The organism is Neobacillus nitrireducens (assembly GCF_030915405.1).
In the GTDB taxonomy this organism is placed as follows: domain Bacteria; phylum Bacillota; class Bacilli; order Bacillales; family Cytobacillaceae; genus Neobacillus.
The window spans coordinates 1,689,771-1,704,216 of sequence record NZ_CP133262.1 but is presented as its reverse complement, the minus strand read 5'-3'; the positions used below and the strand labels follow the sequence as shown (position 1 = coordinate 1,704,216).

Below are 14,446 nucleotides of genomic sequence, written 5' to 3'. Positions count from 1 at the left end.
TTCGTTAGGGAAAGATCCCTAAGGTAGATACCGGTATTTTGTTTGAACGGTTATGAGAGGATTTGAGTGAAATGAAGCTACAAAAGCTGCTTAAGAATTTGCATCTTTTAATTCCTTTTAAAGGTGAGGATTTGGAAATTACATCGATTGAGAACGATAATCGAAAGGTGCAAAACGGGAGCTTATTTATTTGTATTAAAGGCTACACAGTTGACGGCCATGATTTTGCGAAAGCAGCTGTTAAAAACGGTGCAGCAGCCATACTTGCAGAACGTCCGATAGCACTTGATGTGCCGGTAATTCTTGTGAAAGATACAACAAGAGCAATGGCTGTGCTTGCTGATTCCTTTTATGGGCAGCCAACCAAAAAGCTGCATTTAATTGGAATCACAGGAACAAACGGGAAAACAACCACCAGCCATTTAATTGAAAAAATAATGGTAGATGCCGGTCAAAGGACAGGTTTGATAGGCACGATGTACACTAAAATTGCTGAAGAGACCATTGAAACAAAAAACACAACTCCTGAAAGCTTGACATTGCAAAAAACCTTTCAACAAATGGTTGATAGAGGGGTAGAAACAGCAGTAATGGAAGTGTCTTCGCATGCCTTAGATCTTGGCAGGGTACATGGCTGTGATTATGATGTGGCAGTTTTCACAAATCTAACGCAGGACCATCTTGATTATCATAAAACAATGGACGAATATAAGCGTGCCAAAAGTTTATTATTTGCCCAGCTTGGGAATACATTTAATCATCAACACCCCAAATTTGCTGTTTTAAATGCAGATGACCAAGCATCAGAAATGTATAGCAGGGCAACCGCTGCACATATAGTTACCTATGGTATTGACATGAGGGCTGATATTCAGGCGAAGGATATTCAAATGACTTCTTCAGGCACTCGTTTCAATCTTATAATTGAAACAGAAATATATCCGGTTCAAATGCAATTAATTGGGAAATTCAGTGTTTATAATGTTTTAGCTAGTATAGCTGCTTCCCTTGTGTCAGGAATCGAAATTAATCAAATTATCAAGTCTATTGAAAGTGTAGAAGGTGTTTCCGGAAGGTTTGAACTTGTAAATGCAGGACAAGATTTTACCGTTATCGTTGACTATGCCCATACACCTGATAGTCTTGAAAATGTATTAAAAACGATTCAGCATATTGCGAAGAAAAAAGTTTTTGTCATTGTTGGCTGCGGTGGAGACCGCGATCGTACCAAGCGGCCATTAATGGCTCAGATAGCCTGCCAATGGGCTACTGATCCAATCCTTACTTCGGATAACCCTAGAAGTGAAGACCCTTTAGCAATTTTGAAGGAAATGGAAGCGGGGGTTAAGGGTGAGAAATATAAAATCATCCCTGACCGCAAAGAAGCAATTAATACAGCAATTCAACAGGCATCAAAAGATGATGTGGTCTTAATTGCAGGTAAAGGACATGAAACATATCAAATTATTGGCAATATAGTTCACGATTTTGATGATAGACTCGTGGCACGAGAAGCAATTGAGGGGAGATAGCTATGTATTTAGCTTTGAAAGACTTGGGGAGTCTATTTGATAGCCGTGGCATCCAAGACGACCATTCGTTTGCTTCCGTGTGCGACCAAGCAAACGAAGCACAGCCAAAAGGATTATTTGTATCATTTAATGGAACGGATGGGGAGCTTTCCGAAGCGATTTCGAATGGGGCGATCGCAGCCATTTGGAATATCAACTACGATCTTCCAAGGTATATACCGAATCAATTTCCAGTATTCTTTACAAACGATCCTGCTGCTGCAATCGTAACTATTTTAAAACGATATATTGAAAAATTAAATGGAGAAACAGACAAAATTATGGAGATAACTAACTTTAAATTTTCAAATAAAAAACTTCTTAATAAAAATAATGAAACATATGATATAGCTGTGATGTTAAACGAGATCACGAGTAAAAACAAACCAGAAAGGAGGGAATAAAATGCTTGAGCAAGTTATATTTTTCACAATTATAATGGGTTTTCTTATATCGGTATTACTTTCTCCTGTTTTTATTCCCTTCTTAAGAAGGTTGAAATTTGGACAAAGCATTCGTGAAGAAGGACCAAAATCCCATCAGAAAAAATCTGGCACACCGACCATGGGCGGTGTGATGATTATGTTTTCAATCGTCATTACAACTCTTGTAATGACAGGTAAATTTTCAGAACCAACCGTTAAAACGTATTTATTGCTTCTCGTAACACTTGGCTTTGGATTACTTGGCTTTTTAGATGATTTTATCAAAGTAGTCTTAAAACGGAATTTAGGGTTAACCTCTAAACAAAAACTAGCAGGTCAAATCATTATTTCCATTATCTTTTACCTTATTTACAAACAACAGGGCTTCTCTACTGAAATTAGCCTTCCATTTACTGAAACCACATTTGATTTAGGCTGGTTTTTCATCTTCTTCGTCATATTCTGGCTAGTAGGCTTCTCAAATGCAGTCAACTTAACAGATGGACTTGATGGCTTGGTGTCAGGCACCGCAGCTATTGCTTTTGGTGCATTAGCAGTGCTTGCTTGGAATCAATCTCAAATGGAAATTGCAATCTTTTCTGTAGCAGTTGTAGGGGCAGTGTTAGGGTTCTTAGTGTTTAATGCGCACCCTGCTAAGGTTTTTATGGGAGATACAGGTTCACTTGCTCTCGGAGGAGCAATTGCTACGATTGCTATTCTGACTAAGCTTGAAATTTTGCTGATCATTATTGGCGGCGTGTTTGTCATTGAAACCTTATCTGTTATTTTACAGGTTATTTCCTTTAAAACGACTGGGAAACGGATCTTCCGTATGAGTCCGTTGCATCATCATTATGAATTGGTAGGCTGGTCAGAATGGCGGGTCGTCGTCACTTTTTGGAGTGTTGGATTAATTCTTGCGATACTAGGAATCTATATTGAGGTGTGGTTATAAGTGAAACAGATTAATTCTTTCAGTCATAAAAAAATTCTAGTCCTAGGTTTAGCTAAAAGCGGGGTAACAGCAGCCGCATTATTACATAAGCTTGGTGCATTTGTAACCGTAAATGATAAAAAGCCTTTTTCGGAGAATCCTGAGGCTCAGGGGTTGTTAGAGCAAGGGATTAAAGTCATTTGTGGTGAACATCCAATTGAACTTCTTGATGAGGGATTCGAGCTTATCGTCAAGAATCCTGGTATTCCTTATAAAAACCCAATGATTGCAGGAGCTATTGAAAAAGGCATACCAGTCATTACGGAGGTGGAGCTTGCGTATGCAATATCGGAAGCCCCGTTTATTGGGATTACAGGAACAAATGGAAAAACAACAACAACTACCTTAGTCTATGAAATGATGAAAGCGGGTCAAAAGCATCCGCTAATTGCAGGGAATATTGGTACTGTTGCATCAGGGGTTGCCGAAGAAGCAACATCAGAAAATACGATTGTCATTGAATTATCTTCGTTTCAACTAATGGGAATTGTTGATTTTAATCCAAAGATTGCCATTCTAACCAATCTATATGATGCCCATTTAGATTATCATGGGACTAAACAGGAATATATTGCAGCAAAGGCAAATATCACAAAAAATCAAACAGAACTCGAATATCTAATTGTCAATGCCGATCAAGAAGAGACCTTAGAGGTTGCTAGGCATTCTAAGGCCGTCATCATTCCTTTTTCGACAAAGAAGGAACTTCCGGAAGGTGCATATATTTCTGATGGCTGGATAATGTTTAAACGAGAAAAAGTGATGGAAATCGAAAATATAGCTCTTCCCGGCAACCACAATCTAGAAAATATCTTATCTGCTATGGCTGCAGCAAAGCTTTCAGGAGTGGAAAACAGAGCCATACAAAGGGTTCTGGAAACCTTTACTGGTGTCAGGCACCGACTCCAGTATGTTACAGAGGTAGATGGAAGGAAATTTTACAATGATTCTAAGGCGACAAATATCCTAGCAACGATTAATGCGTTGGCTGCTTTTGAAGCTCCAATTATACTTTTAGCGGGCGGGTTAGACCGCGGTAATGAGTTTGATGAGCTCCTGCCCTATTTAAAAAATGTAAAAGCGATGATTACATTTGGGCAAACTGCGCCCAAGATGGAACGCATTGGGAAACTGGCTGGAATAAAAACAATCGTACGTGTCGATAATGTTGACAAGGCAGTGCCTGAAGCTTATCGCTACTCCGAAACAGGTGATGTTATATTGTTATCTCCTGCATGTGCAAGCTGGGATCAATATAAAACTTTTGAAGTCAGGGGAGACATTTTTATCGAAGCGGTGCATAAGCTTAAGTAAGGGCTTGTCTACAAGAAAAGCGGAAGCACGCGTTTAGTGCTCAAGCTAGACAATTATCTATGTTAATATAACGGAGCCCTAAAACTTAGCAGTTGAGGTGTATGTTGTGCCGACAAAGAGAACAACTCCTGATTTTATTTTAATGATCGTAACATTCACGCTATTGGCTATAGGGCTTATCATGGTGTACAGTGCAAGTGCTATTTGGGCTGAACATAAGTTTAATGATTCCTTTTTCTTTGCAAAAAGACAAACTCTTTTTGCAGGGGTTGGAGTAATTGCCATGTTTTTTATTATGAACATTAACTATTGGACATGGCGGACCTGGTCGAAAACCTTCATTATTGCTTGTTTTGTCCTACTAATTTTAGTCTTAATTCCTGGGATTGGTAATGAGAGAAATGGTTCTCGAAGCTGGATTGGGGTAGGAGCATTTTCCATCCAGCCCTCAGAATTTATGAAGCTGGCGATGATTGCGTTTTTGGCGAAATATCTTTCAGAACGACAAAAGCTGATTACTTCTTTTAAAAAAGGTCTTGTTCCCTCATTAGGGCTTGCCTTTGTTGCCTTTTCAATGATTATGCTTCAACCGGATCTAGGTACAGGAACGGTTATGATGGGAACCTGTGTCGTGATGATATTTATTGCAGGTGCACGGGTTAGCCATTTTGGTTTTCTTGGGCTATTAGGTGTCGCCGGTTTCGTGGGCTTAATTGCTTCGGCACCGTATCGAATCCAAAGGATAACCTCCTTTTTAGACCCTTGGTCCGACCCGCAAAATAGTGGCTTTCAAATTATTCAGTCGCTTTACGCGATAGGTCCAGGCGGATTGTTTGGACTTGGACTTGGCGAAAGTCGGCAGAAGTTCTTTTACTTACCAGAACCACAAACGGACTTTATCTTTGCGATTTTATCAGAAGAATTGGGCTTTATTGGTGGATCGTTCATATTACTATTATTTGCATTGTTGTTATGGAGAGGGATTCGAATTGCATTAGGTGCACCAGATTTATATGGCAGCTTTTTGGCGGTGGGAATTATCGCCATGGTGGCGATTCAAGTGATGATTAATATCGGAGTTGTTACAGGGCTTATGCCCGTTACGGGTATTACCTTGCCATTTTTAAGCTATGGAGGTTCTTCATTGACGTTAATGTTAATGGCTATCGGGGTTCTCCTTAATATTAGCAGGTATTCACGATTTTGAACCTTCCCCCTGTTTAGTGGCAGGGTTCTTTTTATTTTAATAAGAAATGTAATTGATAACTTTACAATTAGATAACATTCTTTTTTCATATGAGTTATTTCGTTCGTTTTTATAGTAAGATAGTTATGGCAATCTGGTGTTAAATAGTTAATGAGGTGGAAAAAATGAAAATAGTTGTTAGCGGTGGAGGAACAGGTGGACATATCTATCCGGCCCTTGCACTCATTCGAGAAATTCAAAAACAAAATAAAGATGCACAATTTTTATACATAGGGACTCGTAACGGATTGGAAAGTAAACTTGTTCCTAGGGAGAATATAGCTTTTAAATCCATTCATATTACTGGTTTTCAAAGAAAGCTTTCCTTTGAAAATATTAAAACTGTCCTGCGCTTTCTAAAAGGTGTAAAAGACAGTAAAAGAATGTTAAGGGAGTTCAAACCGGACATTGTCATAGGAACAGGTGGATATGTATGCGGGCCGGTTGTATATGCTGCATCAAAGCTAGGAATCCCGACAATCATCCACGAGCAAAATAGTGTTCCCGGGTTAACTAATAAATTTTTAAGCCGTTATGTAAACAAAATTGCAATCTGCTTTGAAGAAGCTAAAGAATTCTTTCCGAAAGAGAAGACGGTTTTCACAGGTAATCCTCGTGCATCTGAAGTAATTGGCAAGGATGGGATTCAAGGTCGGCTTGCGGCAGGACTTAGTACAACAATGCCAGCTGTTTTAGTATTTGGAGGCAGCCGTGGTGCAAGACCTATAAATGAAGCTGTCGTAAAGGCATTTGCAGAATTGGCTGAAAAACCATATCAAATTCTTTATATTACAGGTGACGTTCATTTTGAAGATGTCAAAAAAGAAGTGGACTTAATTGGAAACCCTAAAAACGTAGTAATTAAACCTTTTATTCATAATATGCCAGAAGTTCTGGCGGGGATTGACCTAGTGGTTTCAAGAGCAGGAGCAACGACACTGGCAGAGATTACTTCGCTCGGTATTCCCAGCATTCTTATCCCTAGCCCATATGTTACAAATAATCATCAAGAGAAAAACGCAAGATCATTAAGTGACCATGGCGCGGCAGAATTACTCCTAGAAAAGGATTTAAATAATAAAAGCCTTGTAAATCATATAGATCGTATTCTTTTAAATAAGGATAATTTAAAGGAAATGAAGCTTAAGTCTAAAAAAATGGGTGTTCCGGATTCAGCCTTTCGACTTTATTCCTTAATGCAGGAGCTTGTAAAGACAAAACAAGGGTAGCCCAAAATAGTTTGCAGCATAAACTGAAATAAATGCATCTTGGAAAGTTAGGGTGATTAATATGGACGCAATTATAACTGAATTAGAAAATTTAAAGATTGGTAAAGTGAAAAAAAATGAACCGCTTGTCAACCACACAACGATTAAAATAGGCGGCCCTGCTGATCTTTTTATTGAACCTTCATCTGTAGAAAATTTAAAACAGGTTATGGGGTTGGTGAAAAAATACAGCTTAAATTGGCGGGCAATTGGGAGAGGTTCTAATCTTTTAGTCTCTGACAAGGGCATTGAAGGGGCAGTAATTAAACTCGGTTCCGGAATTGATGAACTCAAAATCAATGGCACAGAGATTACAGTAGGCGGCGGACATTCCTTGGTAAGTTTGGCTACCCTTATTAGTAAAAAAGGGATGTCCGGTCTGGAATTTGCTAGTGGAATCCCTGGATCTGTTGGCGGTGCAGTATATATGAATGCAGGTGCACATGGATCTGATATTAGCAAAATACTGACACGGGCTCATATTTTATTTGAAGATGGGACGATGGAGTGGCTTTCGAATGAAGAAATGAAGTTTTCTTATAGAACATCGGTCCTCCAGAAAATCCGACCCGGCATTGTTGTGGAAGCTTCATTTCAGCTTGTTGAAGGTGATAAAGAAGTAATTGTTTCACAAATGATTAAGAATAAGGATTATCGAAAAGAAACACAGCCGTGGAATTTTCCTTGTGCGGGAAGTATATTCAGGAATCCATTGCCGAATTACGCTGGAAAATTAATTGAAGTAGCTGGCTTAAAGGGATATAGTATCGGCGGCGCAAAAATATCAGAAATGCATGGGAACTTTATCGTGAATGCCGGAAATGCAACAGCAGGTGATGTGCTTGCCTTAATTCAACATGTAAAGGATATCATTTACAGTTTATATGAAGTAAAAATGGAAACAGAAGTAGAAATAGTAGGGAGAAAGTAAGAAATATTCATCGTCCGAATAGCGGCTAGTATACTAGCCGCTATTCGGACGATGGGATAAGACAAGTAGCAAAATTTCCAAGAAATAATACTTTCATTTCTTATCATAATTCCCGTACGAATGACAAATATTGTGTTATAATTACTGATAATATTATAGGTGCATCCTCGAAAAGTAACAGACGGCATGATTTTTCGTGCCGTTGTTTCTCTTTTCGAGGTAACACTATCGAATGTTTGGACAGGCATAGAAAGCTTTTCCTGAGGCAGCTGCTTTTTATTTGGAGGAAAAATAAATGGAAAAAGGAAAAATTGTTGCTCTCGAGGACCGAATCCCTAAGTTAAAGGAGCAAAGACGACGAAAAGCAAATAGACGACTTGTGCTCTTGTTAATTCTGTTTTTTACAATGATAGTTGTTATCGCTTATTCACAATCACCTTTAAGTCATGTGAAGACGATAACAATTAAAGGTAATGGAGTGTATTCCGCTGAGGAAGTAGTCAGTCAGAGCGGACTTTCGAATAATACGAATATTTGGAAAATAAAAAAGGAAGAAACTGTTTCTAAAATACAGCGATTATCTGAAATCAAAAAGGCAGAAATAAAGATTCGTTGGCCTAATACAGTGATTATTTTTGTAAAAGAACATAAAAGAATTGCCTATCTTAAACAAGGGAATAAGTTTTTTCCGATTATGGATAATGGGAAAATTATAAAAAATAGAGAGGCAAATAAAATTCCTGTTAACTCTCCAATTTTATTTGAGTTCAAAGAAGGGGGAGCCCTTAATCAAATGGTTAAAGATTTAGAAAATCTTCCTAGCGAAATTTCAAACTCTATTTCTGAAATCCATTACACTCCGAAGAAAACAGATCCCTACCATATTTCATTATTTATGAATGATGGATTTGAGGTGAGTGCGACATTAAGAAGTTTTTCGGAAAAGATGTTGTATTATCCTTCAATTATCTCGCAATTAGACCCTAACCAAAAGGGGATTATTGACTTAGAAGTAGGATCATATTTTAAGTCTTTTGAATCGGAAGTGGAGGAAAAAAAAGTTGAGCAAGATTAAGGTAAGGGGTAAACATGTTGTTTTATCCCTAGTCTGCCTTGTATTAGGATTTATGATTGCTTTTTCTTATCATTTGACGCAAATAGAAAATAAAGAAAAAAACCCCAACGTATCTGGTAAACAATGGGAGAAGACGCTTGCATTAAGAAATCAATTAATTGCAGAAGAAAAAAGCAATCGTGAACTGCAAAAGGAGTTAAACCAAAAACAAGATATGGTTCTTAAAAATGAAAAGGAACTTTCGAAGGAAGCACAGATTTTTCTTAACCTTGCAGAAGATGCTGAAAAATATCGAATGTTTTTAGGAAAGGTGAAAGTCCATGGGAAAGGGGTCAAGGTTACCCTCACTGATGGTGCATACGACCCAAAAGAAGACAACATCAATAATTACCTCGTTCATGAACATCACGTATTTAAAGTGGTCAATGAACTATATATATCAGGAGCTGCAGCAGTTGCCATAAATGGACAAAGGCTGACTAGCCATTCTTATATTATTTGTAATGGACCGGTTATAACGGTTGATGGTATTGAACATCCGGCACCATTTACAATTACAGCCATCGGAGACCCTGACGTCCTCTCGTCATCGATAAACCTAATTGGAGGGGTGAAGGATCAACTAGTGAATGATAATATCGTTTTTACATTAGAAAAAGACGATGAAATTGTCCTAAATCCAATTCTAGGGAGTTAGGCTATTTCTAAGTACTGTCCACGAGTTGATAATTTAAAAGGTTAGGTGAAAAAAAGTGGACAACCAAAAACTTAATGCAAGTTTTACATTGATAGCAGTCTTGGTTGGTTTCATGATTGCTGTCCAATTTCAAACGGTTAAAGAACCTGCTGAACGTGACACACGTGATATTTGGCAGCTGCGTGAAGCATTACTTAAAGAAAAAGAACTTCAATCCAATTTGTTAAGTGAAATCCGTTCGAATGAAGAAAAGCTGGCAGCCTATGAATCTAAGCGAAAACAAAGTAAAGAACAAACTTTAATCGATACACTAAAGGAATTAAAGATTGAAGCTGGTTTAACTGAAATAAATGTTCCTGGAATTACATTACATATAGAGCCGGTAATCGAAGAAATCAAGCCGGGTACCCCAGTGAATAAGGTTGTTTCTCCAGAACTTTTAAAAAGGTTACTTAACGAATTAAATATGTATGAAGCAAAATATGTGGCGATTGATGGCCAAAGAGTTATTAATACGACTGTGATTCGTGACATCAATGGGGTCACAAAAATCGATGGACATACGATTAATAGTCTGCCAATTGAAATTATCGTGGGTGTTGATGGTAATAGTTCAGCTGAAAAACTATACAATCGGATGAAAGTATCCAAATCTTTGGAAGAATTTTTTATTGAAAATCTAAAACTTTCCGTTTCAAGACCAAATCTGAACATAACGGTACCAGCCTATGATAATTCCATACGTATCCGCTACATGGAACCGGAAAAAGAAGGGGGCGATTCTTAATGTGGCTTCCATTCATTGGATTAATAATTGGGATCATTCTTGGCTTATTATCAGAGATACGAATTCCTGAAGAATATTCCAATTATTTGTCGATTGCTGTCTTAGCGGCATTCGACACTCTTTTCGGTGGAATCAGGGCTTACCTGCAAAATATATATGACGAAAAGGTGTTTGTATCAGGATTCTTTTTTAATATTATGCTTGCTGCAAGTTTAGCTTTTCTCGGTGTACATCTTGGTGTAGACTTATATTTAGCGGCAGTTTTCGCGTTTGGTGTTAGATTATTTCAGAATATTGCCGTAATAAGGCGAATAATATTGACGAAATGGTCAACAAACAAAGAAAAAGTAGAAAAAAATTGAAATTTTTTAAAGGGAATCATTTAGTTGTGACGAATAATTTAATAAAATATGACTATGGAAACTTTTCTTGGACAAAAAAATATAGTTGTTGTTCAACTTAAGGAAATCTAAAGGAGGTGCCAAAGAATGAACAGCAATGAAATATATGTTAGTCTTGACATCGGTACATCCAGTGTGAAAGTTATCATTGGTGAAATGGTCAATGACTCGGGTAAAGACTCATTAAATATAATTGGTGTTGGAAATGTGAAGTCTGAAGGATTACGAAAAGGCTCCATTGTAGACATGGACGACACCGTTCATTCGATTAAAAGGGCAATTGAACAAGCGGAAAGAATGATTGGGATGGAAATTCGGGATGTGGTGGTTGGCATTTCCGGGAACAATGTTATGCTGCAACACTGTCATGGGATTGTAGCAGTTTCAAGCCAAAACCGAGAAATTACGAATGAGGACGTCATTCGTGTTATTGAGGCATCACATGTTGGATCAATCCCACCTGAAAGAGAGAACATTGGCGTTATTCGAAAACAATTTATTTTGGATGGAAAAGATGAAATTAATGATCCTCGCGGAATGATTGGTGTCCGCTTGGAAATGGACGGAACACTCATTACCGGCTCTAAATCCATTATCATTAACACCCTCCGTTGTGTAGAACGCGCCGGACTCGAGATTGTAGACATTGTCCTTCAACCTTTGGCAGCAGGAGATTATGCTTTGTCAAAGGATGAGAAAAACCTTGGGGTAGCTCTTATTGACCTTGGTGGAGGATCAACAACAATCGCTGTTTTTGAAGAGGGATTTATAACTCAAACTAGTGTCATTCCAGTTGGTGGAGACTATATCACTAAAGATCTTTCTGTAGGATTACGAACCTCAACTGAAGATGCTGAAAAAATTAAAGTTAAACATGGACATGCCTTTTATGATGAGGCTTCAGAAGATGAAGTGTTTAGTGTTCCAATAATTGGTAGTGATCAACATCAGCAATTTAATCAGCTGGAAATTTCTGATATTATTGAAGCTAGAATGGAAGAAATTTTTGAACTAGTATTACATGAGATGAAACGCTTAGGATTAAGTGATCTCCCCGGCGGTTATGTTTTAACTGGCGGAATTGCAAATATGCAAGGTGTTCTAGAACTTGCCCAAGTAATTTTGCAAAACCGGGTCCGAATTGCCGTGCCTGACTATATTGGTGTGAGAGAACCTCAATATACTACGGCTGTTGGTTTAATTAAATACGCCTACAAGAATGCTAGATTACCAGGTGGTACCATTGGTTCATCAACTATTGCTGAACCTGTCGAAAAGAGAGTACCAAAACAACAACAGCCTAAACCAAAAGTAGAAAAACATCCGGAAGATAAGATGTCATCAAAAGTAAAGAAATTCCTTGGTTACTTTTTTGAATAGAAATTCGAAAAAGGAAGCGACGAATTAGGAGGATTGTCATGTTAGAATTTGATACAAATTTAGATTCTCTTGCAACAATAAAAGTAATCGGTGTTGGCGGCGGTGGTAATAACGCGGTAAACCGTATGATTGAACATGGCGTTCAAGGGGTAGAATTTATCGCAGTTAATACAGATGCTCAAGCATTAAATCTTTCCAAAGCAGAAGTTAAGATGCAAATTGGTGCAAAGCTTACCCGCGGACTAGGAGCAGGTGCAAATCCTGATGTGGGGAAGAAAGCTGCAGAAGAAAGTAAAGAACAACTAGAAGCAGCGTTAAGCGGCGCAGATATGGTATTTGTAACAGCTGGAATGGGCGGTGGTACTGGTACAGGTGCTGCACCTGTAATTGCTCAAATTGCCCGTGACTTAGGCGCATTGACTGTGGGTGTTGTTACACGCCCGTTTACATTTGAAGGTAAAAAACGTTCAGGTCAAGCATCTGGCGGTATCGGTGCAATGAAAGAAGCTGTGGATACTTTAATCGTCATTCCTAATGATCGACTCTTGGAAATCGTTGACAAAAGCACGCCGATGCTTGAAGCATTCCGTGAAGCAGATAATGTGCTTCGCCAAGGTGTTCAAGGTATTTCGGATTTAATTGCTGTCCCCGGTCTAATTAACTTGGACTTTGCAGATGTGAAAACAATTATGTCTAATAAGGGTTCTGCATTAATGGGAATCGGTGTATCTGCAGGTGAAAACCGTGCAGCGGAGGCTGCAAAGAAAGCTATTAGTTCTCCTTTATTAGAAACCTCAATTGATGGAGCACAAGGGGTTCTAATGAACATTACAGGCGGAACAAATTTAAGTCTTTACGAAGTACAAGAAGCTGCCGATATAGTAGCCACTGCTTCTGACCAGGAAGTTAATATGATTTTTGGTTCGGTTATCAATGAGGCGCTTAAAGATGAAATTATTGTTACAGTAATTGCGACTGGATTTAAAGAAGAAGGTACGCAGCAAAAAGCTACTCGTCCGACATTTGGACAAGCTAAGCCGACAATGGGCAATGTTAAGAGGGAACAGCCAAAACGTGAAGAGGTTCAGCAAGAACCAGTTCGCCACAGTCAAGTTTCCCAAGAAGAAACATTGGATATTCCAACCTTCTTACGCAATCGTAATCGGAGAAGATAAATATTGAATACAACAAAAAAGACACGGCCAACAATAGGTCGTGTCTTTTTCTATTTTATTGCAACCAAATCTATCTGACAAAATCCGTTGTGAATAGTGGAAAATTCTGTTTTTTTGATTACAGAAAGTGACACACTTCAGCCATACAAGTACGTTATACTTTTTCGTAAACAGAAAGGAAAAGCTGACAATTTAAAGGGAGGAAGCTCGCCTGACTATTTATTTAGATGTGATTTGGGCACTAAATTTGTTTTTTGATAGCCTGCTTCTATATTTAACAGCTATTTTTCTAAAAAGAGAAGTAAAATTAGCACGGCTGTTTGCTGGTGGCTTTATTGGTTCATTGATCATTTTATTATCATTTACACCATTAAATGTCTACACAAGCCACCCAATTTCAAAATTCTTATTTTCAATCGTGATGGTATTAATAGCCTTTGGGTATAAACGGTTAACTTTTTTCTTTAAAGCCTTAATGACACTTTATGTTTCAACTTTTTTAATTGGCGGGGCATTAATGGGGACCCATTATTTTATTCAATATGACTCTGAATTGACCACTAGAGTCCTAATGACAAGTGTAAAAGGGTTCGGGGATCCAATTAGCTGGCTATTTGTCTTTATTGGATTTCCTGTCGCATGGCACTTCTCTAGAAAAAATATTGAAAGTATGGAGATGACCAAAATACAATTTGATCAAATTGTTAAGGTAACTGTGAAAATTGACAACGAAACCCTTACTCTAAAAGGATTAGTGGATAGTGGAAATCAACTTTATGATCCATTGTCAAAGCTTCCTGTTATGTTTGTATCAATTAAAAACCAGTTAGACACTATCTCTGGGATAATAAGGAAACTTGCAGACGATCCTGATGCCCTTATTAATGGCAGCGGGGAGCTCCCAGAGGAATGGCAAAATAGGCTTAGAATCATTCCTACGCGAGTTATTGGACAAGAGCATCAGCTGATCATAGCAGTTAAACCTGAAAGTATCTTAATTGAACACAATGGGACTCAGTATTTATGTGAAAAGGGACTTGTATCTTTCACAATTAAGCAACTCTCTAGTGAGGATGCATTTCAATGTATTGTTCATCCAAAGATGCTGACAGGACAAAAGCACCAAACAGATACCGTTAAGGTAAGTTAATATTACTATACTCAGAAAAACATATTTTAGAA

Annotated in this window: 14 protein-coding genes; all 14 read left to right on the top strand. The window is 38.1% G+C overall.

Translation table 11 applies throughout. From position 1 onward, the window contains the following. Positions 1 to 71: 71 nt before the first annotated feature. The gene (locus RCG22_RS08125; RefSeq protein ID WP_308106471.1) at positions 72 to 1,532 is read left to right on the top strand and encodes a UDP-N-acetylmuramoyl-L-alanyl-D-glutamate--2,6-diaminopimelate ligase; all 1,461 of its coding nucleotides are present in this window, start codon (positions 72 to 74) and stop codon (positions 1,530 to 1,532) included. A gap of 2 nt (positions 1,533 to 1,534) precedes the next feature. Continuing rightward, on the top strand, positions 1,535 to 1,975 hold the full coding sequence (locus RCG22_RS08120; protein ID WP_308106470.1) for a hypothetical protein: 441 nt from the start codon (positions 1,535 to 1,537) through the stop codon (positions 1,973 to 1,975). Between the two features lies 1 nt (position 1,976). Further along, the gene (gene mraY, locus RCG22_RS08115) at positions 1,977 to 2,951 is read left to right on the top strand and encodes a phospho-N-acetylmuramoyl-pentapeptide-transferase (protein WP_066252589.1); all 975 of its coding nucleotides are present in this window, start codon (positions 1,977 to 1,979) and stop codon (positions 2,949 to 2,951) included. Further along, positions 2,952 to 4,304 (top strand): UDP-N-acetylmuramoyl-L-alanine--D-glutamate ligase, encoded by a 1,353-nt coding sequence (gene murD, locus RCG22_RS08110; protein WP_308106469.1) that lies wholly within the window; start codon positions 2,952 to 2,954, stop codon positions 4,302 to 4,304. It abuts the gene before it with no gap. 106 nt (positions 4,305 to 4,410) lie between these two features. After that, on the top strand, positions 4,411 to 5,511 hold the full coding sequence (gene spoVE / locus RCG22_RS08105; protein ID WP_098261107.1) for a stage V sporulation protein E: 1,101 nt from the start codon (positions 4,411 to 4,413) through the stop codon (positions 5,509 to 5,511). Between the two features lie 164 nt (positions 5,512 to 5,675). Then, positions 5,676 to 6,779, top strand: coding sequence for an undecaprenyldiphospho-muramoylpentapeptide beta-N-acetylglucosaminyltransferase (gene murG / locus RCG22_RS08100; RefSeq protein WP_098261108.1), 1,104 nt, complete (start codon positions 5,676 to 5,678; stop codon positions 6,777 to 6,779). 61 nt (positions 6,780 to 6,840) lie between these two features. Beyond that, on the top strand, positions 6,841 to 7,749 hold the full coding sequence (gene murB / locus RCG22_RS08095) for a UDP-N-acetylmuramate dehydrogenase (protein ID WP_098261109.1): 909 nt from the start codon (positions 6,841 to 6,843) through the stop codon (positions 7,747 to 7,749). Positions 7,750 to 8,044: 295 nt separating this feature from the next. Then, complete coding sequence (locus RCG22_RS08090) at positions 8,045 to 8,824, top strand: cell division protein FtsQ/DivIB (RefSeq protein WP_308106468.1); 780 nt, start codon at positions 8,045 to 8,047, stop codon at positions 8,822 to 8,824. Continuing rightward, positions 8,811 to 9,521, top strand: a complete 711-nt coding sequence (locus tag RCG22_RS08085; protein WP_286137850.1) for a DUF881 domain-containing protein — start codon at positions 8,811 to 8,813, stop codon at positions 9,519 to 9,521. Before RCG22_RS08090 ends, RCG22_RS08085 begins: the two co-directional genes overlap by 14 nt. A 55-nt stretch (positions 9,522 to 9,576) precedes the next feature. Next, positions 9,577 to 10,308, top strand: a complete 732-nt coding sequence (locus RCG22_RS08080) for a DUF881 domain-containing protein (RefSeq protein WP_308106467.1) — start codon at positions 9,577 to 9,579, stop codon at positions 10,306 to 10,308. Further along, on the top strand, positions 10,308 to 10,670 hold the full coding sequence (locus RCG22_RS08075; protein ID WP_308106466.1) for a small basic family protein: 363 nt from the start codon (positions 10,308 to 10,310) through the stop codon (positions 10,668 to 10,670). Before RCG22_RS08080 ends, RCG22_RS08075 begins: the two co-directional genes overlap by 1 nt. 126 nt (positions 10,671 to 10,796) lie before the next feature. Beyond that, positions 10,797 to 12,089, top strand: coding sequence for a cell division protein FtsA (gene ftsA, locus RCG22_RS08070; protein ID WP_308106465.1), 1,293 nt, complete (start codon positions 10,797 to 10,799; stop codon positions 12,087 to 12,089). 38 nt (positions 12,090 to 12,127) lie between these two features. Then, complete coding sequence (gene ftsZ / locus RCG22_RS08065; protein WP_098261113.1) at positions 12,128 to 13,264, top strand: cell division protein FtsZ; 1,137 nt, start codon at positions 12,128 to 12,130, stop codon at positions 13,262 to 13,264. A 211-nt stretch (positions 13,265 to 13,475) separates the two neighbouring features. Then, complete coding sequence (spoIIGA, locus tag RCG22_RS08060; protein WP_308107111.1) at positions 13,476 to 14,414, top strand: sigma-E processing peptidase SpoIIGA; 939 nt, start codon at positions 13,476 to 13,478, stop codon at positions 14,412 to 14,414. The last annotated feature ends 32 nt before the right edge of the window (positions 14,415 to 14,446 follow it).